Raw genomic sequence first — 22,264 nt, 5'->3', positions numbered from 1 at the left:
GCAATCCATGCTTCCTTTTCGCGGAGACGTGGATTGCTTCGCTTCGCTCGCAATGACGGAACATGCGAGACTCTGAATGATGTCTTCGGCTGTCACCGCCGTCTGCCCCCTCAATAGCGTTTTCGAGCGAAGTGGATACCGGTTCGCGCTAGGAAAACGCGTCGCAACAAGAATCCAGAGCTCCGTTCCGATACGATCGGAACGGACGCTCTGGCGCCCGACCGATCAGCTGTTCATCGGCCAGATCGCCTCGGAGACGGCGGCCTGTTCCGGGAAGATCGTCACGAAGTTCTTCGCGGAGTACTGCAACAGCACCGGATCGGCGAAGTTGTTCTGACCCATCTCGTCGAACTTGACGCGCCGCCACGGCATGATGGTCTGATCGCCCGGCATGTCGGTGGCGACCAGCGCCTCGCGGATCTTCTCGCCGTCGGTCGACTTGGCGCGGTTGATGGCGTCCGCCATCACGATCAGGCCCATGAACTGGCGCGACGAATAGTCGTTGAAGTCCTTGCCGGACTTCGCGCGGTACATCTCGTTGATCAGACCGACCATCGGACGCTTCTGCGCCAGGTCGAGCGAGAAGCTGCCGCGCGAGATCACGCCCTCGAGCTTGTCGCCGACCGCGTCATAGGTCGCCTTTTCCGAGAAGCCGGCGTCCTGCGCCATGATGTTCTTCGGCTTGTAGCCGAGCTCGGCCATGGTCTTGACCAGGAGGATCGCGTCGGTGGTGTAGCTCGACGGCATCAGCACGTCGGCATTCGCCGCCTTGAGCTGCTGCACCTCGGCGGTCAGCGACGGCGAGTTGGCGCGGTACTTGATGTCGGCCACGATCTTGTAGCCGCGCTCGCCGGCGAGCTTGGTCTGCGCGTTCGCCGAATCGGTGCCGAAGATGGTGTCCTCGTGGAACAGCGCCAGCGTCTCGATCTTCTGGCCCTTCTTCTTCATCGCATCGAAGAAGTCGAACATCGCGGTCGAGAACATCTCGTCATGCGGCGAGGCGCGGAAATAGTATTTCAAACCGCGGCGATGCAGGCTCGGCGAGGAATTGTCGGCCGAGAGGAACGGAACGCCGTAACGCTCGCAGATCTGGCTGACGGTGACGGCGACCGCGCTCTGATAGGTGCCGATCACGGCGCAGACCTTCTCCTGCGTGATCAGGCGCTCGGCTTCGGCGCGGCCCTTTTGCGGATCGGCCTGGTGGTCGGCGAACACAAGCTTGACCTTGGCGCCGCCGAGGCCGGACAGGCCCTCGCCCTTGGCGAGCGGCAATGCGAAGTCATAGTTCTTGTTGATGATGTCTGCCGCGGTCTCGAACGCGCGCTGCGCATCGACGCCGATCTGGGCGCTGGCGCCCGAGAGCGGATAGATCACGCCGATTGCCACTTCACTGGTCTGCGCGCGCGCGGCCATCGGACCGAGCGCCGCGGCGGCAGTGGCACCCAGCAACACGTTACGGCGAGAGATCGTCATCGAAATTTCCCCTTGGTCAGCTTGTTATTATCGATGTGACGCTTGTAGCGCGCAGTAAAGCCTCAATGAATTGCACGAATTGCCTATTCAGAGCACAGCGAGCTGCTTGTTCCTGAGATCGGTCACCAGCATCAGGCCCGGCGAATGCGTGATCGCGAACGGCAGCTTCGCACTTGCGATCACCGATTGCGGCGTCACGCCACAGGCCCAGAACACCGGGATCTCGTCATCGGCGACCGGTACCGCATCGCCGTAATCGGGCTTGGCGATATCATTGATGCCGATCGCATGCGGATGGCCGAGATGGATCGGCGCGCCATGCACGGACGGGAAGCGCGAGGTGATCTGCACCGCGCGGATCGCATCCGCCGGCTTGAACGGGCGCATCGACACCACCATGGGTCCAGCGAACGGCCCCGACGGGCTGCAGGCGATATTGGTGCGATACATTGGCACACGCAGATTGCGTTCAATGTGACGGATTGGCAGGCCCTCATCCAGCAGCGCCTCCTCGAACGAGTAGGAGCAGCCGAGCACGAAGGTGACGAGATCGTCGCGCCAGTATTTGGTGATGTCGGTCGGCTCGTCCGCCACCTCGCCGTCGCGCCAGACCCGGTAGCGCGGCACGTCGGTGCGGATGTCGAGGTCGAGGCCAAGCGAGGGAATGCGGGGATCGCCGACGTCGGACATGCCGATGATCGGGCACGGCTTCGGATTGAGCTGGCAGAAGCGGTGGAAGGCGCCGGCGAGCTTTTCCGGCAGGATCGCGAGATTGCCCTGGACGAAACCGTTGGCGAGGCCGGCTGTGGTGGCCGAGGCCACGCCGTCACGGCAGGCGCGGCGCGCTTCGACGCTCGCCGGCACTGGCTCCCCTTGAGATCGCTGCACTGCCGCAAAAACAGTCATGGGATTCTCCTGCCCATAATCTCGACAAGGACAAACCAACACCAAGCGTGATATAATGTCTAATCGTCCTTTCTAATCAAAATCGATAAAGCAGATTTATCGATCGGGAAAATGCTTCCAATGACGGACTTCCGCTCGATCGAGACATTTCTCTGGGTCGTCAAGCTCGGCAGCTTCCGCGGCGCCGCCCAGCGGCTCAACACCACCCAGCCGGCGATCTCCCAGCGCATTGCCCAGCTCGAGCGCGAAATGGGCGTCAAGCTGCTCAACCGCGACCACCGGGTGGCCTCGCCCACCCCGAGCGGGCGGCTGATGATGATCTATGCCGAGAAGCTGATCGGCCTGCGTTCGGAGATGATGGCCGAGGTCGGCGACCGTTCGGCGATGCGCGGCGCGCTGCGGCTCGGTGTCGCGGAGACCATCGTGCACACCTGGCTGCCGCGCCTCGTCAAAAGCGTCAACGAGGTCTACCCGAACCTGTCGCTGGAGATCGAGGTCGACATCACGCCCAATCTGACGCAGCGGCTGCTGGCGCAGGAGATCGAGCTCGCCTTCGTGCTTGGACCGGTCTCGGCGTCCGGCGCGCACAACCACGTGCTGTGCGATTACCCGATCGGTTTCCTGGCGAGCCCGGCGCTCGGCCTCGGCGACGGCCCGGTGGCGCGGCAGGACCTGGCGCGGTTTCCGATCATCACCTTTCCGCGCAAGACCCAGCCCTACGAGACCGTGCGCGCGCTGTTCAACGCCCCCGATCTGCCGCCGATCCGGCTGCACGCCTCGACCTCGCTCGCGACCGTGATCCACATGGCCAATGAAGGGCTTGGCATCGCGGTGATCCCGGCGGCGATCGTCGAGAACGAGCTTGCCGACGGGCGCTTGCTGCTGCTCGATACCGACCTCAAGCTGCCGCCCCTCACCTTCACCGCGAGCTGGCTCGCCTCGCCCGATGCGGTCGCCATCGAGCGCGTCGCCAATCTCGCCAGGCAGATCGCGCAGACGAGCGTGGCGGTTGACGGCGCGAGAGTGGCGCGTCATTGAACGATTGCCGGAGATGAACTGTCATTCCGGGGCGATGCGCGAGCATCGAACCCGGAATCTCGAGATTCCGGGTCTGGTCCTTCGGACCATCCCGGAATGACCGAATACAAATGGAATGTCAGCATGAGCCGAGCCGCCACCAACCTGCAGATCGATTCCGCCCGCCTCTGGGGCACCATCCACGAAACCGCGCAGTTCGGTGCAACGCCCAAGGGCGGTGTGCGGCGGCTGACCTTGAGCGCCGAAGACAAGCAGGTGCGCGACTGGTTCCGCAAGGCATGCGCGGACGCCGGCCTCGAGGTGCAGGTCGACGCGCTCGGCTCGATGTTCGGGTTGAGGAAAGGACGGGACATGTCGAAGCCGCCGATCGGCGTCGGCTCGCATCTCGACACCCAGCCGACCGGCGGCAAATATGACGGCGTGCTCGGCACGCTGGCGGCGCTCGAAATGGTGCGCACGCTGAACGATGCCGGGATCGAGACCGAGCTGCCGATCTGCATCTGCAACTGGACCAATGAGGAAGGCTCGCGCTTTGCACCGGCGATGATGGCCTCGGCCGCCTATGTCGGCGATTTCACCACCGACGACATCCTGTCGCGCAAGGACGCCGAGGGCGTCACGGTGGCGCAGGCACTGGACACGATTGGTTATCGCGGCGACGCTCCGGTCGGCCGCCAGAAGTTCACCAGCTTCGTCGAGCTGCATATCGAGCAGGGCCCGATCCTGGAGGCCGAGAACAAGACCATCGGCGTGGTCGATTCCGGCCAGGGCGTGTTGTGGTACGACGGCAAGATCACCGGCTTCGAGAGCCACGCCGGCTCGACCCCGATGCCGCTGCGCCGCGATGCGCTGGCGACGCTGTCCGAGATCGTTCTGGCGATGGAGAGCATCGCGAAGAAGCACGGCCCGAAGGCGGTCGGCACCATCGGCGAGGCCGTGATCGCCGCGCCCTCGCGCAACGTCATCCCCGGCGAGATCACCTTCACGGTGGATTGCCGCAGCGCCGACGCTGGGATCATGGATGCGCTGGATCGCGACCTGCGTGCCGCTGTGAGCGAGATCGCAGCAAAGCGCAAGGTCGAGGTGCAGCTTGATCTCGTCTGGCGCAAGGCGCCGACGCATTTCGATCCCAAGCTGGTCGACGCGGTCGAGAATGCCGCGAAGCAGCTTGGCTACTCGCACCGCCGCATCACCTCGGGCGCCGGCCACGACGCCTGCAACCTCAACACGGTGATGCCGGCAGCAATGGTGTTCGTGCCCTGCAAGGACGGCGTCAGCCATAACGAGCTGGAAGATGCCAAGCAGACCGATTGCGCCGCCGGCGCCAACGTCCTGATGCATACGGTGCTGGCGCTCGCCGGCGTCGCGTCCTGATCTTCCTTTCTCCTCATCGATGGAGGCTTTCGTGCGCGCAGTGTTTGTCGACGCCAATGAATCGCTCGCTGTCATCACGGAGCGGTTGGAAAAGCCAGGCGATCCCAGGATGCGGATCAACCGCAACCCGGACATCACGTCCGAGGACTATCCAGCGGTGCTCGACGGCGCCGAGATCGCGGTGGTCGACCACACCGCGCTGCCGACCGATGTAGCGAAGAAGTGCGCCGGCCTGAAGCACGTCGTGTTCCTCGGCACCGGCGCGCGCAGCTACATGAACCCGGAAGAGCTCGCCGAGCTCGGCATTTCCGTGCACCTGATCAAGGGCTATGGCGACACCGCGGTCGCGGAATCGGCGATCGCGCTGATGTGGTCGTCGGCGCGCGTGATCGCGCAGATGGACCGCGAGATGCGCGCCGGCAACTGGCTGCGCGAGGACGGCATGCAGCTCACCGGCAAGACGCTCGGCCTGGTCGGGTTCGGCGGCATCGCCGCCGAGGTCGCCCGCATCGCGCTCGGCAGCGGCATGAAGGTGATCGCCTGGAACCGGTCGCCCAAGAGCCATCCGGGCGTCGAATTCGTCGATCTCGACACCGTGCTCGCGATCAGCGACGTGGTCTCGATCCATCTGCTGCTGAACGACGAGACCCGCGGCCTGATCACGCGCGACAAGATCGCGAAGATGAAAAAGGGCGTGGTGCTGATCAACACCGCGCGCGGCGCGATCGTCGACGAGCAGGCGATGATCGATGCGCTCAATTCGGGCCACATCCGCCACGCCGGCCTCGACGTCTACAACATCGAGCCGCTGCCGAAGGATCACCCGCTGACCAGGATCCCGAACGTGACGCTGTCGGCGCACTCCGCCTTCCGCACGCCCGAGGCGAGCGAGAATTTGATCCACGCGGCGTGGGAGCACTGCCGAAGGATCGTGAAGGGATGATTTCACCGTCGTCCCGGCCAAGCCAACGGGTCGGCGCAAAGCGCCGCCCGATGACAGGCTCCGCGCGAGCCGGCAACTGTTATGTTGGTTTGGTCTGCAGGTACGGCTTTCGGTCTCGCATCATGGCATTGAGGACCGTCAACAGCTTCCTGGCGACGGCGATGAGGGCGAGTTTGGCTGGTTTTCCGGCCTGTCGCAGTCGTGCATAGAAGGCCTTGAACGGATCAGCCCTGCGAATTGCGTTGAGGGCCGCCATATAAAGGGCGTCACGAACGCGCTTTCGGCCGCCCGCAATTTTGCGCTTGCCGCGGAAGGCGCCGCTGTCGACGTTGAAGGAGCAAGGCCAGCAAGCGCTGCGAGTTGTTTCGGTCCGACCCGCCCGAGTTCCGGCATCTGGGCGATGAGCTGCATGCAGGCCACCGGACCCACGCCGGGCAGCGAACGCATTAACTTCGCATCGTCCGCGATCTCCGCTTCGGCTTTAATCAAGGCGCCGATGTCGGCCTCGATCTCGGCGATCTCGCTGTCGAGGACCTCGATGAGGCGGCCAATGCGTTCGGCCATTGCACGATCGTCGGCCTCGCTGCGCCGGTTCTTCTCCTGGGCGCGCATGAGGACCAGCTGATCCCGCCGTTTTGCAAGCCTCGCCAAGGCGCCCCGTGCAGGATCGGCGACCTGCTCGGGGGCGGGCTGCATGGCCCGCGCAAAGGCCGCCAGCATCCGCGCATCGATCGGATCGGTCTTGGCCAGCAGGCCGCTAGCCCGTGCAAAGTCGCGGGCACGGGCCGGGTTGATCCGTGCGAACTGGATCCCGGCCTGATGCAGCGCCTCGCGCAGCGCGAGGTCATAGATACCCGTCGCCTCGAAGACGACCAGCACCCAACGCGCCACCTGCTGTGTGATGGCCTGTGTCGCGTTGGCAATGCGCCTCGGCACGCCGTCAGCCTCATCAAAGATATCGAGGTGCTTCTTGGAGATGTCGATTCCGACGTAACGAAGAGCTATGGTCACGGTGCCTGTCCCTGTGATGCGAGGTCTGTTGCTGCAGCCTCGTGCAACTGTTCAGGTTGATAGATGGAACGGGCGGGAGACCGAGCCGGCTCACGGCGTCAAGCGCCAAGGACCCAACGGCTTCCCGCCCACCCACATCCTGACAGACTTCCAAGACACAGGGACCCATAACCATCACTGCCCATTGTCACGAAGGCTGGGGGCACAGCGAGCCCCAACAACGAGACCCTGTGGTTATGGGTCCCTGCTTTCGCATGGACGACAGTGGCCGTAGGGTGGCTAACCCGCCCTACGCAGATTGCGAAGCAATCAATAACGACGTCGTCCTGGACAAGCGAGCGTAGCGAGCGCGATCCAGGACCCATTACCACCGGCCTGCGTCATCGCGCAGGGCGGTGGTCAGACCCAGCAACACAACAAGCACTCGGGGTAATGGGTCCTGGCTTTCGCCAGGACGACCCCGTGCTTGACGGCGCAGCCTAATCCACCATCTCCGCGACGGCCTTGCCGCATGCCGTGGTGTCGGCATTGCCGCCGAGATCGCGCGTGCGCAGCGTGCGTTCGCCGAGCGTGCGCTCGATCGCGCCGACGATCGCAGCCGCCGCCTGCTTCTCGCCGAGATGCTCCAGCATCATCGCGCCCGACCAGATCATGCCGATCGGGTTGGCAATGCCCTGCCCGGCGATGTCAGGCGCCGAGCCATGGACCGGCTCGAACACCGAGGGGAAGTCGCCTTCCGGATTGATGTTGCCCGACGGCGCGATGCCGATCGTGCCGGTGCAGGCCGGGCCGAGATCGGAGAGGATGTCCCCGAACAGGTTGGAGCCGACCACGACGTCGAACCAGTCCGGATGCAGCACGAAGTTCGCGGTCAGGATGTCGATGTGGTATTTGTCCCACTTCACGCCGGGATATTTCTTTGCCATCGCCTCCACGCGCTCGTCCCAATAGGGCATGGTGATGGAGATGCCGTTCGACTTGGTCGCCGAGGTCAGATGCTTCTTCGGCCGCGACTGCGCCAGATCGAACGCAAATTTCAGGATGCGGTCGACGCCGGTGCGGGTCATCACGGTCTGCTGGGTGACGAATTCGCGGTCGGTGTCCGGGAACATGCGGCCGCCGACGGAAGAGTATTCGCCCTCGGTGTTCTCGCGCACCACCCAGAAATCGATGTCGCCGGGCTTGCGGTTCGCCAGCGGCGACGGCACGCCGGGCATCAGCCGCACCGGGCGCAAATTGACGTACTGGTCGAACTCGCGGCGAAATTTTATGAGCGATCCCCACAACGAGATATGGTCGGGTATTTTCGCCGGCCAGCCGACCGCGCCGAAATAGATCGCATCATGCTTGCCGATCTGGTTCTTCCAGTCGGCCGGCATCATCTCGCCGTGCTTCTCGTAATAGTCGTAGGAAGCGAAGTCGAAATGGTCGAACTTCACGTCGACGCCGTGCTTCTTGGCCGCCGCCTCGATGACGCGCAGGCCCTCCGGCATCACTTCCTTGCCGATGCCGTCGCCGGGAATGACCGCAATCCGATACTGCTTCTTTGCGCTGCTCATCGAGAACACCCTTGTGATTTGCCCGGCCGGCAATGCCGCCTATTCTGATGGTCCTGCAATGGACCAAACTTTGCGCGAGCGCAACGCTGCAGTGCAGTGTTGACCGCGGCGCGACCCTGCCCCACCAAATTCGCCGACACCCACTCCTCATACCAAGCGAGACATCCCATGGATCTGCATCTGCGCGGCAAGCGTGTCCTGATCACCGGCGCCTCCAAGGGCATTGGCGCGGCCGCCGCCGAAGCCTTTGCCGAGGAAGGCGCCAACCTCCTGCTCGCCGCCCGCAACGGCGACCAGCTCAAGGCGCTCGCCGAGCGGCTGCGCTCCGCGCACCAGATATCTGCCGCGACCAGCGTGGTGGATCTGCGCAAGTCCGAGGATCTCGCGCGCCTCGCCGGGGAGGCCGCCGACATCGATATCCTTGTCAACAATGCTGGCGATATCCCCGGCGGCTCGATCGACAAGATCGACGAGGCGACCTGGCGGCATGCGTGGGAGCTCAAGGTGTTCGGTTACGTCAATCTGACGCGCGCGATCTACACCCAGATGAAGGCGCGCGGCGGAGGCGTGATCGTCAATGACATCGGCGCGGCCGGCGAGAAGTTCGACGCCAATTACATCTGCGGCAGCGCCGGCAATGCCGCGCTGATGGCGTTCACCCGCGCGCTCGGCGGCAAGAGCCTCGCCGACAATATCCGCGTCGTCGGCATCAATCCCGGCCCGGTCGGGACCGACCGCCACGTCACGCTGCTCAAGACCCGCGCCAAGAACCAGTTCGGCGACGAGAACCGCTACAAGGAATTCCAGAAGGGCCTGCCGCTCGGCCGGCCCGCACATGCACGCGAGATCGGCGACCTGATGGCGTTCCTCGCCTCCGACCGCGCGGGCTATACGTCGGGCGTGATCTACACGGTGGATGGCGGGCTGACGTCGGGATGGGGTTAGAAATCGCCCCTCCGCTTGTACCGCCGTCATCCTGAGGAGCCGCGCGTAGCGCGGCCTCTCGAAGGATGGGCCACGGGCTGCGCCATCCTTCGAGGCTCGCCGAAGAGGCTCGCACCTCAGGACGACGCCGTCCGCTCGAACAGCTGCCGGATCAGCGTCGTGATGCGGCCCTGCGGCGCCAGCATCTGGTTCATGATAGAGAAATGATCGGCGCCGGCGATCTCCTCATAGGTCACCGGCAAGCCGTAGCGGGCGCGATGGCCGGCGAAATCGGCGGTCTGCTTGCGCAGCAGCGGCAATTCGGCGCTGCCGACTACCAGCGACAGCGGCTTTGCCGTGCCGCCCTCCGCCATCATCGGCGAGTTGCGCCGCGACGCCGCTTCGTCGAGCCTCAGCTTTTCGTTGAGGTAGGAATGCCTGATCGGCTCGAGGTCGTAGATTCCCGAGATCGCCATGCCGGCCCGGACATGGCCGTTCGACAGCGCCATCGATGTCAGATGTCCGCCGGCCGACCAGCCCGACACCACGATGCCCTCGGCAGCGGCCCCGAGCGCGGGCAACTGCCCGGCCAGAAAGTCGATGCCGGCATGGATCTCGGCGACGATGTCGTCGAGCGTCGCATCCGGCGCCAGCGTATAGCCGATCAGCGCGACATTGATGCCGTGGACCATCGGCCCCTCGGCGAAGGTCGTGAACACTTCCTTGGCACGGGTCTGCCAATAGCCGCCGTGGATGAACAGCAGCGTCGGCGCGCCGTCGCGAACTTTCAGGAAGTCGATCCGGTTGCGCTCGCGCGAGCCGTATCTGAGGTCGAGACGGCCGGCGTGCTTTTGCCGCAGTGCCGCCGAGCGTTGCTCCCAGCCGGCGGCGATCTCGGCGCTGCCCTTGACGGCAACGCCGTTGTTCAAGCCGAGGTCACGCTCCTGCTGGCTCATCGCGCGCCAGTCCAGCGCGGAAAACAACGCTGCCATCCCTGTCCCTTCGGTTCTCGTCGCATTGCCACGACGGCAGGAAATGTTCTACAGCACAAGCAAACAGAAGGCATAGGAGCAACGGCGCATGGCTGATCAGGGCTTGGTGAAGGAAACGGCGTGTGCCGTCGTCGAGAAGCTGAAGGCCGGTGACGTTACGCCGCTCGATCTGCTCGACGTGCTGGAGACGCGCATCGCCGAGGTGGACGGCAAGGTCAACGCACTGCCGACGCTGTGCTTCGACCGCGCCCGCACCCACGCCAAGGCCCTGATGCAGAAACCGGTCAGCGAGCGCGGCCTGCTCGCGGGCCTTCCGGTTCCGATCAAGGACCTCACCGCCGTCTCCGGCGTGCTGACCACGCTGGGCTCGCCGATCTTCAAGGACAACGTCCCGGCGAAATCCGACATCCTGGTCGAGCGTCTCGAAGAGAATGGCGGCGTGATCTACGCCAAGTCGAACACGCCGGAATTCGGCGCCGGCGCCAACACCTTCAACGAGGTGTTCGGCCCGACCCGCAATCCCTGGGACACATCGCGCTCGGCCGCCGGCTCCTCCGGCGGCGCCGCGGCGGCACTTGCGAGCGGCACCGCGTGGCTGGCGCACGGCTCCGACATGGGCGGCAGCCTGCGCAACCCGGCGAGCTTCTGCGGCATCGTCGGCCTCCGGCCGTCGATCGGCCGCGTCGCGCAGACGCCGAAATTCGGCGTCGACCGCACGCTCGGCCAGCAGGGACCGATGGCGCGCAATGTCGAGGACCTCGCGCTGCTGCTCGACGCGATGAGCGGCGAGCATGCCGCCGATCCGCTGTCGCTGCCCGCACTGCCGACGTCGTTCCTGTCGGCGGCGCGGTCAGGCAGCAGGCCGAAGCGCATCGCCTATTCGCCCGATCTCGGCATCACGCCGGTCGATCCCGAGGTCAAGGCGGTGACCCGCAAGGCGGCGGAGCGGTTCGCGGCAGCCGGTGCGATCGTCGAGGAGGCGCATCCCGATTTCAGCGAAGCCCATGAATGCTTCCACGTGCTGCGCGCGTTCGATTTCGCAATCAGCAAGGCCGAACTGCTGCGCACCAAACGCGATCTGCTGAAGCCCGAGGTGATCTGGAACATCGAGGAAGGGTTGAAGCTCACGGTCGAGAAGCTCGAACGCGCCGAGGCGCAGCGCGTCGCGATGACGGCGCGTACGCTCGAATTCTTCGACAAGTACGACCTGCTGCTGGCGCCCGCGACCATCGTGGCGCCGTTCCCGGTCAAGAACCGCTATGTCGCCGAGTGCGACGGCAAGAAGTTCGACAACTACGTCGAATGGCTCGGCATCGTCTACGCGATCACGCTGGCCTGCTGCCCGGCGCTGTCGCTGCCCTGCGGCTTCACCGCCTCGGGCCTGCCGGTCGGCCTGCAGATGGTCGCAAAGCCGCGCGCCGAGGCGCAGCTGCTGGCCGGCGCGAAAGTGCTGGAGGACATTCTGGGCGTGCGCGGCACCACCCCGATCGATCCGCGGCCGCCGCGATCCTGACCCTTATGGTGGAGAGGCGGGCGATACCCTCCACTTCGTCATTGCGAGCGAAGCGAAGCAATCTGTCACCGAGCGCGCAGAACGATGGATTGCTTCGTCGTTTCAGCGCAAAATTGCTCTGCAATTTTGTCGCGAGCTCCTCGCAATCCAGGGGCTATCTATCTCTATGGGACGAAGGGATAGGCTGCAGACGATCTGCCCTACGCCTTATCCTCCGTCGCCTGCAGCGCCACGGTGAGTGCCGCCTTGGTCTGCTCGACGATTTCGTCCAGCAACTCCTCGCGGCTGATCTGCGCGGACTCGCCGGTCAGCAGTCCCTGCTCGGCGAGCATCACGATGCCGTGCAGCCCGGCCCAGATCTTCAGCGCCTGCCGCTCGCGCAGCAGGCCGACCGCGGGCGCCTCGAACGACTCGATCAGCAGTGCCAGCGTTTCCATCGCCGCGGTGTGCAGCTCGCTGCCCTTGGGCGCGCAGGCCATGGTGCGCGACGCGAACATCAGCCGGTAGATGCCGTGGCGCTCGAGCCCGAAGGCGAGCGCGGCCTGGGCAAAACGCGACAGCTTCGAGCCCTTGCTCGACTGCTCGATCGCCTCGCGCATGATCACGTTGAACTGCCGGAATGCTTCCGCGGTCACCGCCTCCAGCAGCGCCTCGCGGTCGGCGAAATGCCGGTACGGCGCCGGCTGCGAGACGCCGAGCTGCTTGGCCAGCGCCTTGATGCTGATCGCCTCGGGACCACCGAGCTCGACCTCGCGTAACGCGGCCTGGATCAGGGCTTCGCGGAGGTCGCCATGGTGGTAGGTTTTGAACGGCTTACGAACGATTTGTCCCATTGCGGCAATGATCGCTGAATTTTCGCTTGACGCGCAAGCGCGACGATAATGTAATATACTATAACTTGGCGATCCGGTTAAGAGGCCGGCCGCCCAAGCAAGCCAAGAGCTTGCCTAAACAAGAACTTGCCTAAACAAGGCTTGCATAAACCGGAATGAGGAACCCGGCGCAACCCACAATGCGCCAGAGCCGAGGGAGGTGCTTGCATGTCCAAGCTCAGAATCCGCGTCGACCAGGACAAGTGCCAGGGTCACGCCCGCTGCAAATCACTCGCCCCCGAACTGTTCGAGCTCGACGAATACGGCAACGCCCATGAGGTCGGCGACGGGACGGTCCCGGCCGGGCTCGAGGACAAGGCCTGGCTCGCGCAGACCAATTGCCCGGAAATCGCGATCGAAGTCACCGAGGAATGACGGCCAGCCGGGGACGGCCGTGCGCCGCCCGTTGAGCCAACCAGCGTTTGATCGAACGAGAAGGAAACGAGCTGATGTCCGATTCCCCGTCCGCAAGCTATCTGCCCGAACATCCCCCGGTCTCCGACTGGGTCCATGATTTCGACCATACCGATCCGGTCTGGACCGACGACCCGTTCCCGATCTGGGAGACGCTGCGCGCGGCTTCGCCCGTCGTGCATACCGAGCGCTTCCTCGGCTGCTACATGCCGACCACCTATCAGGCGGTGAAGGAGATCGCCTACGACACCGAGCACTTCTCCTCGCGCCGCGTCATCGTGCGCGACATCCGCCCCGAGATCACCGCTCGCGCGCCGCCGATCACCTCCGATCCGCCGGAGCACAAGCCCGCCAAGCAGGTGCTGCTGCCGCCGTTCACGCCGGACGCGATGAAGCGGCTGGAGCCGCGGGTGCGCGCGATCTGCAACGAGCTGATCGACGAATTCATCGCCGATGGCCATTGCGACGCCGCCGCGCGCTACACCAAGCACATCCCGGTGCGCGCCATCGCCCATATGCTGGGAATTCCCGAGAAGGACGGCGACCTGTTCATCAAATGGATCCACCAGATCCTCGAGCTCGGCATCAAGAACGAAGACGAGCTGATGAACGGCGTGCGCGAGATGACCGGCTACTTCGTGGCCCATCTCGAGCAGCGCAAGCTCGAGCCGGGCGACGATCTGATCTCGCAGCTGCTGCGGGCCAAGGGCCCCGGCGGCCAGCCGCTCACCGACGAGCATGTGCTCGGCTCGCTGCGGCTGCTCTTGATCGCCGGCATCGACACCACCTGGAGCGCGATCGGCTCCTCGCTCTGGCACCTCGCCAAGACGCCGGCCGATCGCGAGCGCCTGATTGCGGAGCCGGCGCTGATCCCGACCGCGATCGAGGAATTCCTGCGCGCGTATTCGCCGGTGACGATGGCGCGCGAGGTGATGAAGGAGACCACGATCTCCGGCTGCCCTGTGAAGGCAGGCAACATGGTGCTGCTGTCCTTCCCCGCCGCCAATCGCGATCCCGCCATGTTCCCCGATGCCGACAAGGTGGTGATCGACCGCAAGGAGAACCGCCACGCCGCCTTCGGCCTCGGCATCCACCGCTGCGTCGGTTCCAACCTTGCGCGGATGGAGATGCAGGTCGCGATCGAGGAATGGCTGAAGCGAATCCCTGATTTCCGGCTCGATCCGGCCGGCAAGGTCACCTGGTCGGAAGGCACGGTCCGCGGCCCGCGTCAACTGCCCGTTCTGTTCGGCAACAACGCCTGAGGAACCCGACAGCGGTTACATCGCGTCACCCAATGAGGTAGCTTGCCCCGGAATCGAACCGACGAGTCCGGGAGCAATGCAATGACCGAACAAACCGCTCAGCCCGCGAGCGATCATCTCGACATCCACGACGTCGAGCGGCGGGTGAAGGCGATCTTCATCGGCTCGGTCGGCAATCTCGTCGAGTGGTACGATTTCTACGCCTACACGGCGTTTGCGCTGTATTTCGCGCCGGCGTTCTTCCCGCACAGCGACCCGGTGGTGCAGCAGCTCAATGCCGCCGTGCTGTTTGCCGCGACCTTCCTCATGCGTCCGCTCGGCGGCTGGCTGTTCGGCTTCATCGCCGACCGCTATGGCCGGCGGCTGTCGTTGACGCTCTCGGTGGTCTGCATGTGCTTCGGCTCGCTGATCATCGCGGTGACGCCGACCTATGCCTCGATCGGCATCGCGGCCCCGGCGATCCTGGCGCTGGCCCGCGTGATCGAGGGCCTGAGCCTCGGCGGCGAATATGGCGCCAGCGCCACCTATCTCAGCGAGGTCGCCGATCCCAAGCACCGCGGCTTCTATTCCAGTTTCCAGTACGTCACGCTGATCGGCGGCCAGCTCACCGCGATCATCGTGCTGCTGTTGCTGCAAAAGGTGTTCCTGACGCCCGACGAGCTGAAGGCCTGGGGCTGGCGGATTCCGTTCGTGATCGGCGCCATGCTCGCGATCGTCGCGGCGGTGATGCGCCGCAGCCTGCATGAGACCGAGGCCTTCGAGGAGGCCAAGAAGGTTTCCAAACCGACCGGCTCGATCGTCGGCTTGTTGAACTATCCGCGCGAATTGCTGCTGGTGGTCGGCCTCACCGCCGGCGGCACCGCGGCATTCTATACCTTCACCACCTACATGCAGACCTTCGTGAAGCTGTCGGTCGGCCTCACCGAGGACCAGACCACCTTCGTGATCTTCGGCTCGCTGATCTTCGCGACCATCCTGCAACCGATCTATGGCGGGCTCTCCGATAAGATCGGCCGCAAGCCGCTGCTGATCTTCTTCGGCATCGCCGGCACGCTCGGCACGATCCCGATCCTGACCGCGCTGAAGGACACCAAGTCGCCGTTCGTGGCCTTCCTTCTGATCTGCGGCGCCTGGATCTTCGTCGCCGGCTACACCTCTATCAACGCGATCGTGAAGGCCGAGCTGTTTCCGACCAATGTCCGCGCGCTCGGCGTCGGCCTGCCCTACGCCATCACGGTGTCGATCTTCGGCGGCACCGCGCCGGCGGTCGCGCTCTATTTCAAGAGCATCGGGCATGAGGACTGGTTCTACTACTATCTCAGCGGCATGATTTTCCTGTCGCTGCTGATCTACTCGACGATGCGCGATACCAAGCGCGACTCCGCGATGCATCGCCACGAATGATGGCCTGACGCGATGACCGACGATAACGAACCGCCCGAGAGCAAGCTGACGCGCAGCAAGCAGCGTTGGGCGCGCGAAGGCAAATTCCTCACCGGCAAGGTCACCCGCCCGGAGGAGCAGCGCCTGCCGCCGGGCCAGCATCTGACGGCGGATTGGCCGGTGCTCGATCTCGGGCTGATGCCGAACATCTCCCAGGAGCGCTGGCGGCTCGACGTCTACGGCGCGGTCGAGCAGACCATCTACTGGACCTGGCAGCAGTTCATGGCGCAGCCGCAAACGCAATTCGTCTCCGACATTCACTGCGTCACGACCTGGTCGCGCTACGACAACCAGTGGGAAGGGCTCGCCACAAGCGACCTGCTCGCCGCCTGCCAGCCGCGCGAGGACGCGCGCTTCGTCGCGCTGCATTCCTATGACGGCTATACGACCAACCTGCCGCTCGAAGACTTTGCCGCCGAGGACGCGCTGCTCGCCCATAGCTGGTCGGGCAAGCCGCTGGAGCAGGAGCATGGCGGCCCGGTGCGGCTCGTGGTGCCCCACCTCTATTTCTGGAAGAGCGCGAAGTGGCTGCAGCGCATCGAATTCCTCACCGAGGACGCGCCCGGCTTCTGGGAGGTGCGCGGTTATCACAATCGCGGTGATCCCTGGGCCGAACAGCGCTATTCTGGCGACTGACACACCAACAAGATGATGGAGCCTGCCCGTGCCGCACGAACGCTTTCAATTCACCGGTGTTGGCGGCCATCAGCTGGCCGCCGCGCTTGACACGCCCGACGGGCCGATCAAGGCCTATGCGCTGTTCGCGCACTGCTTCACCTGCGGCAAGGACGTGCTGGCCGCAAAGCGCATCGCGGTCGCGCTCGCGGCCAAGGGCATCGCCACGCTGCGCTTCGACTTCACCGGCCTCGGCTCCAGCGAGGGCGAGTTCGCCAACTCGACCTTCTCGTCGAACGTCGCCGATCTCGTCCGCGCCGCCGACCATCTGCGCGAGATGCGCACAGCACCCGCGATCCTGATCGGCCACAGCCTGGGCGGCGCCGCGATCCTCGCCGCCGCGGGTCAAATCCCCGAGGCCAAGGCGGTCGCGACCATCGCCGCGCCGTCAGATCCCGTCCATGTCACGCATTTCTTCAGAGACCGGATCGAGGACATTCGCACGCAGGGCGAAGGCGAAGTCTCGCTCGCGGGCCGCCCGTTCCGCATCAAGCGCGAATTCCTCGACGACGTCGCCGAGCAGAAGTTGATGGCGCAGGTGAAGCAGCTGCACAAGGCGCTGCTGATCATGCATTCGCCGACCGACGACACCGTCGGCATCGACAACGCCACGCATATCTTCAGCGCCGCCAGGCACCCCAAGAGCTTCGTCTCGCTGGCCGAGGCCGACCATCTCTTGAGCGGCAAACAGGATGCCGCCTACGTCGCCGACGTGATCGGCGCCTGGGCCGAACGCTATATCGATATCGCGCCGCAACCGGCGGCAGATACCGGCAGTGCGCCGCGCAATGTCGTGGTGCAGGAGACCCGCGCCGGCAAGTTTCAGCAGATTGTCACGGCAGGCCCGCATCGCATGCTGGCCGACGAGCCGGTCGCGGTCGGCGGCCAGGATTCCGGCCCCGGGCCGTACGACTTCGTGCTGGCCGGGCTAGGCGCCTGCACCTCGATGACGATGCGGATGTATGCCGACCGCAAATCGCTGCCGCTCGATCGCGTTACCGTGACGCTCACGCACAGCAAGATCTATGCGAAGGATTGCGAGGAGTGCGAGACGCGCGAGGGCATGCTCGACCAGATCGACCGCGTCATCAGGATCGAGGGCGAACTCGACGCCGACCAGCGCAAGCGGCTGATGGAGATCGCCGACAAGTGCCCGGTGCACAAGACGCTGACGTCGGAGGTACGGATCGTCACCAAGGCCGCGGAGTAAGCCTGCGACACAGCGAGACGGGTCGTGCCGTAGCAGCATCTGGGCGGCGTCCCTCTCCCGCACGAGGGCCGTCGCAGGGGCGTGCTAAAAAATATCGAAAACAACCCCATGCAAAGGTGCCGGCGGCCGCCGGCGCTCGACAAGGCAACTTGACACGTCGGGCAACTCAGGGACATCTTCCATTATTCCGAAATCGTGCGAGCGTCCCTTTGCCCGCGCGCCGCGCGCTTGCCGGTCAGGCAGTTCGCCATGATCCGCACCGCGGCGCCGATCTCGTTCTCGCGCCAGGCGGCGAAGCCGAGCAACAGGCCGTGGTCGCGCGGCCGCTCCAGCGCGAGGCTCGACAGTGCGCGCACCTCGACGCCGGCGACCACCAGGCGCGTCACAGCATCCCGGTCCGCACGGCCATCCTTGAAACGGGCAATCAGCTGCATGCCGCCCGGCGGCACCTCGGCGGTGAGCACCTCGCCGAGCTGCCGCGCCAGCGCCGCCGCGAGGTGATCGCGGCGCGCGCGATAGATCCGCCGCATCCGCCTGACATGCGCCAGGAAATACCCGTCGGCCATGAAGCCGGTCAGCGCCTCCTGGACATGCACGGAGGCGATCAGCCCGAGATGGCGCTGCGCGATCTCCATCGTCCGCGCCAGTGATGGCGGCACCACCAGATAGCCGATGCGGATATCGGCGGTCATCGCCTTGGCGAAGGTGCCAAGATAGAGCACGCGTCCCTCGCGATCGAGCCCCTGCAGCGCCGGCATCGGGCGACTGTCATAGTGAAACTCGCCGTCGTAATCGTCCTCGACGATCCAGGTCTTGCCGGGCTCGGCAGAAGCCAACAGCTCGGTGCGGCGCGCGACCGGCATCACGCGCCCTGTGGGGTGCTGATGCGAGGGCGTGGTGAAGATCAGCTTCGGCGCGCGCGTCGCGCGCGTCCGCATCATGCCCCATTGATCGAGGCTGACACCGACGACGTTTGCACCGGCGGCACGAAACGCCGCCGCCGCACCGGGATAGCCGGGATCCTCGGTCCACACCGCATCGCCGGCGACGATGGTGGTCGCGGCGATCAGCGTCAGCGCCGCCTGCGCCGTCGGCAGCACCAGGATCTGATCGGCCTCGGCGCGCACGCCGCGGCTGACTTCGAGATAATCGCGCAAGGCTTCGCGCAGGCTCGGCCGGTTGACCACGGTCTGGTCATTGAAGCGGCGGCGCAATGCGCTGCGACGCAGGCAGCGCGCCCAGATCTCGTGCGGAAACTCGCGCGCATCCGCAAGCCCGGGACGGAGCGGCCGGAAATCCGCCTGGTAGGACAGCGGCCAATCCGTATCGGAGAGCTGCAACGCCCAAGGCGACAGCAGCGGCTTGCGGGCGGCATCACGGCGTGGCGCGGGCAGAGCCTTGGCGAAGCGCGCCTCGATATCGTCGGTCACAACCGGCCGCCGCCGCGCTGCGACCCGCAGATATCCTTCGGCGGCGAGTTGCTCATAGGCATGCGTCACGGTGTTGCGCGCCACGTCGAGCTCGGCCGCAAGGCTGCGGCTCGATGGCAGCATGGCGCCGCTCCTGATCCGGCCGCTCGCCATCAGCGCGCGCAGCTGCTGGGTCAACTGCGCGGCCAGCCCGGCATCGTCCGATCGCTTCAGCGCGAGCAATTCGACGAGGATCAATCTGGCTCCACTATTCTACCAAATCTGGCTCTTTCGAGAGAGCCAGCATAATCCTATTCACAAGCGGTATTGCCTGCAAGGATCCTGCCGTGAACCAGTCACTCTCCCCCGCCAAGGCCGCCGCCCTGTTCATCGTCGTGGTGCTGGCCTGGGGCATCAACTGGTCGGTCACGAAATCGCTGGTCGAGGCGGTGCCGCCGCTGTGGACCGCATCGATCCGCAGCTGGGTCGCCCTGATCGCGCTGCTGGTGATCCTGCGCGCCAGCGGCGATTTGATCATTCCGCGGATCGCCGATGTCCCGGTCGTGCTCAGCGTGGCGCTGCTGCACATGACGTTTTTCTCGACGCTGGTCGCCGCCGGCCTGCGCTATCTCCCGGCCAGCAAGGGCGTCGTGCTCGGCTACACCACGCCGCTCTGGGTCGCGCTTGCCGCGGCCGCCGCGCGCACCGAACGGCTCGGGACGCTCAAGCCTGTCGGCGTCGCGCTGGGACTCGCCGGGCTCGGCGTGATCCTCAACCCGGCGTCGCTGGACTGGAGCAATCTGCATGTCCTCGCCGGCGCCGGCATGATCATCATCGCCGCGATCTGCTGGGCCGCGAACATCATCTATATCCGCTCGCACCGCTGGATCGCGACGCCGCTGCAATTGCTGCTGTGGCAGGTGCTGGTCGCGACGCTGGTGCTGACGATGTCGGCGCTCGTCACCGAAGGCGTGCCCGAGGTGAAATGGTCGCCACACCTCCTGCTGCTGTTCCTCTATTCCGGCTTCATCGGTACGGCGTTGGCCTATTGGGCGATGTCCATGGTCAACAAGAGCCTGCCGGCACTGACCACCTCGCTCGGCACCACGGCGACGCCGATCGTCGGTATCGTGACCGCAGCCCTCTTGCTCGGCGAGCCGATCGATCTCTCGCTGGCGATTGCCGCGGCCCTTATCGTCGGTGGGATCGCGCTGAGCTCGCTCGCGGATGCGCCGTCGCGTGCGTAATTAGGACCTGTGCTCATAGATTCGTCACGTCCGCTTCGGTCTCGGAAGCTGACGTCGAAACCGACGCGCTGCATGTCGGCCTTGGGCCACAAGCGGTCCTCAACAGGACGAATGTCACGCAGCCGGCTTCCCTTTGTAAGCCATTTCACACAGTAGCGAAGCGCCGCCCATTATGATTACTTGAGGGACTGCCCCCAAAACGGGAGGTCGAGATGCCAACGTCATCTCACCTTTTGCGATGGTCGACCGAGATGCTGCCGGAGCGCGTGCGGTTCTCCACGTTCCGTGAGGAGTTTGCGCGGCTGAACCTCGCGTTGGACGTGATAGACCACAGCGGTGGCCGCCCACGTATCGACGTCACCTGCTTGTCGCTCGGTGCGGTTGGCGTTTGTAGCCTTGTCACGACGCCGGTGGAGTTTATTCGTCACAAACACCACCTCAAGGATAGCCGTGAGCAATTCGGACTGAACCTCGTCGAGGCTGGACCGGTCCAATTTGCAAATGCTGGCCAAGAGTATGGCTATGACGTCGGCTCCGCTTGTTTGGTCGATCGGGGAAGGACGCTGCGAGTATTTGGGCCGCGTGGGGGGAGCGTCAAATTCGTAACCGTGCAGGCTGCCGCCCTTAGGTCTCTGGTGGCCAACCCGGAAGACCTATCAGGCCGGCCAGCGCGTTCCGGACCGGCGCTGAGACTTCTCAACCGCTACCTGCGGTCGCTCGCATCCTTCAAAGAACCTCCGTCATCAGAGCTAGCCGCCACCGTCGGCGTACATCTCCTCGATCTTGTCGCCGCGACGCTCGGGCCGACCGACCAAGCAACAGACATCATTACGGAGCGCGGTGTGAAGGCAGCAAAGCTGCAGGCGATCCTAGCGGAAGTCGCGAGACGCTACAGCGATCCCAATTTCGATTTGAACAAGGTCGCTGGGGCGATCGGCATGTCGCGGCGATACGTGCAAAAATTGCTCGAGGAGGGGACCGGAAAGTCTTTCACCGAGCATCTTGCAGGACGCCGGCTCGAGCGTGCCTTCGCGATGTTGACTGACCCGCACCATCTGCATTTGGCCATCATCGACATCGCGTATGCAGTCGGCTTTGGTGACGTTTCTAATTTCAATCGCACGTTCCGCCGGCACTTCGGCGAGACGCCCTCAGGTGTGCGCGCCGCATCGACCATGCGGGAGCAGAAGTGATCCTGCGGCTCCTTACCAGTGCGCCGACGATGCCGCAGAATGCGAGTATTTGCGGGCTTCGCGAACACCCTTTCTTTAACATCATCGCCAAGAGGCGCATACCGACATCGCAGGGAATGAGCGCTAGACATGCAGACCGTCAGCTTAGGGCTAGCAGGCAACATCGAAATGAATTAGGCCGCCAACTGAGGCGGCCTAGTCATGTGACCAAAGTTGGTGGTCACTTCTCAACTTCCACGATGTATCGCCGTATCGTTTTCGCGGTTTTCGCGCCCTCAGGTGCAAGGTCCTGCCAGACCTTGGACTGGAAAAATGCTATGGCGGCATCTGCGCTATCCCACTCGGTCATGGCCACACTGATTGGAGCAGGCCCGCCCTCCGCGTGGAAAACTCTGCCTTTCAAAGTCCCCATTGAGCGGCCACCGGCCTCGGCCAGTGCCCTTCTCGCTGCCTCGATATAAGCGGGCGAAACAGTTGCACCAGCAATTGGTTCGATCTCACCGATACTGTAGGCCTTCAGCTTGGTTTGAGCGTGCAAACCTTGGAACGCGAACCCGCCGATTGCGATGCCGCTGAGCAGTGACAATGCCATCAAGTATTGAGTTCTCATGATTTCCTCCAGCTCGCCGATAACCGGCCGGGCGAGAGTAGGGTGAGAGGCAGCCGCACTCAACTTCGATAAAAGCGCGAGGGACTTCCGGTTACCCTCGAAGAGCCAACCTCTCGGGGATCATGCAGACCATCAGCTTAGGGCCATCCCGGACTCATGCGTGCGATGACCATCCTACTCGATCACCTCGTCGGCA

General features: G+C 64.6%; 19 protein-coding genes and 1 pseudogene. 12 read left to right on the top strand and 8 right to left on the bottom strand.

The window, feature by feature from the left end:
- Window positions 1–225: 225 nt before the first annotated feature.
- Window positions 226–1,473: an ABC transporter substrate-binding protein gene (locus ACVMB1_RS05280; RefSeq protein ID WP_141339423.1), complete on the bottom strand. Its 1,248-nt coding sequence runs from the start codon at window positions 1,471–1,473 to the stop codon at window positions 226–228.
- 87 nt (window positions 1,474–1,560) lie between these two features.
- Complete coding sequence (locus tag ACVMB1_RS05275) at window positions 1,561–2,379, bottom strand: putative hydro-lyase (RefSeq protein WP_141339421.1); 819 nt, start codon at window positions 2,377–2,379, stop codon at window positions 1,561–1,563.
- Window positions 2,380–2,499: 120 nt separating this feature from the next.
- Here ACVMB1_RS05275 and ACVMB1_RS05270 point away from each other — a divergent pair, with 120 nt between their 5' ends.
- The 3 genes from ACVMB1_RS05270 to ACVMB1_RS05260 all read left to right on the top strand — a co-directional run bounded on the left by ACVMB1_RS05270 (window position 2,500) and on the right by ACVMB1_RS05260 (window position 5,734).
- Entirely contained in the window at window positions 2,500–3,417 is a 918-nt protein-coding gene (locus ACVMB1_RS05270) for a LysR family transcriptional regulator (protein ID WP_057017643.1), read from the top strand.
- 123 nt (window positions 3,418–3,540) lie between these two features.
- Window positions 3,541–4,791, top strand: a complete 1,251-nt coding sequence (locus tag ACVMB1_RS05265) for a Zn-dependent hydrolase (protein WP_141339419.1) — start codon at window positions 3,541–3,543, stop codon at window positions 4,789–4,791.
- Between the two features lie 31 nt (window positions 4,792–4,822).
- Entirely contained in the window at window positions 4,823–5,734 is a 912-nt protein-coding gene (locus ACVMB1_RS05260; RefSeq protein WP_141339417.1) for an NAD(P)-dependent oxidoreductase, read from the top strand.
- A 79-nt stretch (window positions 5,735–5,813) separates the two neighbouring features.
- Here ACVMB1_RS05260 and ACVMB1_RS05255 read toward each other — a convergent pair.
- Together ACVMB1_RS05255 and ACVMB1_RS05250 are read right to left on the bottom strand one after the other, a co-directional pair.
- Window positions 5,814–6,745, bottom strand: a pseudogene (locus ACVMB1_RS05255) (IS110 family transposase).
- Window positions 6,746–7,224: 479 nt separating this feature from the next.
- Window positions 7,225–8,304, bottom strand: a complete 1,080-nt coding sequence (locus tag ACVMB1_RS05250; protein ID WP_057017663.1) for a tartrate dehydrogenase — start codon at window positions 8,302–8,304, stop codon at window positions 7,225–7,227.
- A gap of 168 nt (window positions 8,305–8,472) precedes the next feature.
- On the opposite strand from ACVMB1_RS05250, the gene ACVMB1_RS05245 reads away from it, so the two are divergent.
- On the top strand, window positions 8,473–9,249 hold the full coding sequence (locus tag ACVMB1_RS05245; protein WP_141340863.1) for an SDR family oxidoreductase: 777 nt from the start codon (window positions 8,473–8,475) through the stop codon (window positions 9,247–9,249).
- Window positions 9,250–9,365: 116 nt separating this feature from the next.
- Here ACVMB1_RS05245 and ACVMB1_RS05240 read toward each other — a convergent pair whose 3' ends face one another.
- Window positions 9,366–10,220, bottom strand: a complete 855-nt coding sequence (locus ACVMB1_RS05240; protein ID WP_229190443.1) for an alpha/beta hydrolase — start codon at window positions 10,218–10,220, stop codon at window positions 9,366–9,368.
- A gap of 88 nt (window positions 10,221–10,308) precedes the next feature.
- Here ACVMB1_RS05240 and ACVMB1_RS05235 point away from each other — a divergent pair, with 88 nt between their 5' ends.
- Window positions 10,309–11,733, top strand: coding sequence for an amidase (locus ACVMB1_RS05235; RefSeq protein ID WP_456814139.1), 1,425 nt, complete (start codon window positions 10,309–10,311; stop codon window positions 11,731–11,733).
- A gap of 200 nt (window positions 11,734–11,933) precedes the next feature.
- On the opposite strand, the gene ACVMB1_RS05230 is transcribed toward ACVMB1_RS05235, so the two are convergent.
- A complete protein-coding gene (locus tag ACVMB1_RS05230; RefSeq protein ID WP_076827173.1) occupies window positions 11,934–12,566 on the bottom strand; it encodes a TetR/AcrR family transcriptional regulator in 633 nt (210 codons plus the stop codon).
- Between the two features lie 207 nt (window positions 12,567–12,773).
- On the opposite strand from ACVMB1_RS05230, the gene ACVMB1_RS05225 reads away from it, so the two are divergent.
- The 5 genes from ACVMB1_RS05225 (at window position 12,774) to ACVMB1_RS05205 (ending at window position 17,609) form a co-directional block, all read left to right on the top strand.
- Window positions 12,774–12,980 carry a ferredoxin gene (locus ACVMB1_RS05225; protein ID WP_016842874.1) on the top strand — a complete coding sequence of 69 codons (207 nt, stop codon included), beginning with the start codon at window positions 12,774–12,776 and terminating at the stop codon, window positions 12,978–12,980.
- A 74-nt stretch (window positions 12,981–13,054) separates the two neighbouring features.
- Window positions 13,055–14,281, top strand: a complete 1,227-nt coding sequence (locus tag ACVMB1_RS05220) for a cytochrome P450 (RefSeq protein ID WP_141340861.1) — start codon at window positions 13,055–13,057, stop codon at window positions 14,279–14,281.
- Between the two features lie 81 nt (window positions 14,282–14,362).
- Window positions 14,363–15,685 (top strand): MFS transporter, encoded by a 1,323-nt coding sequence (locus ACVMB1_RS05215; protein ID WP_316397829.1) that lies wholly within the window; start codon window positions 14,363–14,365, stop codon window positions 15,683–15,685.
- Window positions 15,686–15,697: 12 nt separating this feature from the next.
- Window positions 15,698–16,360: a sulfite oxidase-like oxidoreductase gene (locus ACVMB1_RS05210; protein ID WP_253609641.1), complete on the top strand. Its 663-nt coding sequence runs from the start codon at window positions 15,698–15,700 to the stop codon at window positions 16,358–16,360.
- Window positions 16,361–16,388: 28 nt separating this feature from the next.
- Window positions 16,389–17,609, top strand: a complete 1,221-nt coding sequence (locus tag ACVMB1_RS05205; RefSeq protein WP_456784293.1) for a bifunctional alpha/beta hydrolase/OsmC family protein — start codon at window positions 16,389–16,391, stop codon at window positions 17,607–17,609.
- A 182-nt stretch (window positions 17,610–17,791) separates the two neighbouring features.
- Here the strand turns inward: ACVMB1_RS05205 and pdxR are convergent, their stop codons facing one another.
- Complete coding sequence (pdxR, locus tag ACVMB1_RS05200) at window positions 17,792–19,276, bottom strand: MocR-like pyridoxine biosynthesis transcription factor PdxR (RefSeq protein ID WP_456848316.1); 1,485 nt, start codon at window positions 19,274–19,276, stop codon at window positions 17,792–17,794.
- 89 nt (window positions 19,277–19,365) lie between these two features.
- Between pdxR and ACVMB1_RS05195 the strand changes: the two genes are divergently transcribed.
- Both ACVMB1_RS05195 and ACVMB1_RS05190 read left to right on the top strand, forming a co-directional pair.
- Complete coding sequence (locus tag ACVMB1_RS05195) at window positions 19,366–20,265, top strand: DMT family transporter (protein ID WP_456814137.1); 900 nt, start codon at window positions 19,366–19,368, stop codon at window positions 20,263–20,265.
- 212 nt (window positions 20,266–20,477) lie between these two features.
- The gene (locus tag ACVMB1_RS05190) at window positions 20,478–21,458 is read left to right on the top strand and encodes a helix-turn-helix transcriptional regulator (RefSeq protein ID WP_082653808.1); all 981 of its coding nucleotides are present in this window, start codon (window positions 20,478–20,480) and stop codon (window positions 21,456–21,458) included.
- Window positions 21,459–21,678: 220 nt separating this feature from the next.
- On the opposite strand, the gene ACVMB1_RS05185 is transcribed toward ACVMB1_RS05190, so the two are convergent.
- Entirely contained in the window at window positions 21,679–22,068 is a 390-nt protein-coding gene (locus ACVMB1_RS05185; protein ID WP_156436242.1) for a DUF1330 domain-containing protein, read from the bottom strand.
- Window positions 22,069–22,264: the final 196 nt, after the last annotated feature.

Source organism: Bradyrhizobium sp. USDA 4504, from assembly GCF_054063995.1.
Note: the sequence above shows the minus strand (reverse complement) of the source record. Positions and strands in the feature narration are given on the sequence as shown.

Excerpts from the sequence above, each read along its gene's own strand:
- ACVMB1_RS05280 (WP_141339423.1), bottom strand. The coding sequence starts at position 1,473 with ATGACGATCTCTCGCCGTAACGTGTTGCTGGGTGCCACTGCCGCCGCG.
- ACVMB1_RS05275 (WP_141339421.1), bottom strand. The coding sequence starts at position 2,379 with ATGACTGTTTTTGCGGCAGTGCAGCGATCTCAAGGGGAGCCAGTGCCG.
- ACVMB1_RS05270 (WP_057017643.1), top strand. The coding sequence starts at position 2,500 with ATGACGGACTTCCGCTCGATCGAGACATTTCTCTGGGTCGTCAAGCTC.
- ACVMB1_RS05265 (WP_141339419.1), top strand. The coding sequence starts at position 3,541 with ATGAGCCGAGCCGCCACCAACCTGCAGATCGATTCCGCCCGCCTCTGG.
- ACVMB1_RS05250 (WP_057017663.1), bottom strand. The coding sequence starts at position 8,304 with ATGAGCAGCGCAAAGAAGCAGTATCGGATTGCGGTCATTCCCGGCGAC.
- ACVMB1_RS05245 (WP_141340863.1), top strand. The coding sequence starts at position 8,473 with ATGGATCTGCATCTGCGCGGCAAGCGTGTCCTGATCACCGGCGCCTCC.
- ACVMB1_RS05240 (WP_229190443.1), bottom strand. The coding sequence starts at position 10,220 with ATGGCAGCGTTGTTTTCCGCGCTGGACTGGCGCGCGATGAGCCAGCAG.
- ACVMB1_RS05235 (WP_456814139.1), top strand. The coding sequence starts at position 10,309 with ATGGCTGATCAGGGCTTGGTGAAGGAAACGGCGTGTGCCGTCGTCGAG.
- ACVMB1_RS05230 (WP_076827173.1), bottom strand. The coding sequence starts at position 12,566 with ATGGGACAAATCGTTCGTAAGCCGTTCAAAACCTACCACCATGGCGAC.
- ACVMB1_RS05225 (WP_016842874.1), top strand. The coding sequence starts at position 12,774 with ATGTCCAAGCTCAGAATCCGCGTCGACCAGGACAAGTGCCAGGGTCAC.
- ACVMB1_RS05220 (WP_141340861.1), top strand. The coding sequence starts at position 13,055 with ATGTCCGATTCCCCGTCCGCAAGCTATCTGCCCGAACATCCCCCGGTC.
- ACVMB1_RS05215 (WP_316397829.1), top strand. The coding sequence starts at position 14,363 with ATGACCGAACAAACCGCTCAGCCCGCGAGCGATCATCTCGACATCCAC.
- ACVMB1_RS05210 (WP_253609641.1), top strand. The coding sequence starts at position 15,698 with ATGACCGACGATAACGAACCGCCCGAGAGCAAGCTGACGCGCAGCAAG.
- ACVMB1_RS05190 (WP_082653808.1), top strand. The coding sequence starts at position 20,478 with ATGCCAACGTCATCTCACCTTTTGCGATGGTCGACCGAGATGCTGCCG.
- ACVMB1_RS05185 (WP_156436242.1), bottom strand. The coding sequence starts at position 22,068 with ATGAGAACTCAATACTTGATGGCATTGTCACTGCTCAGCGGCATCGCA.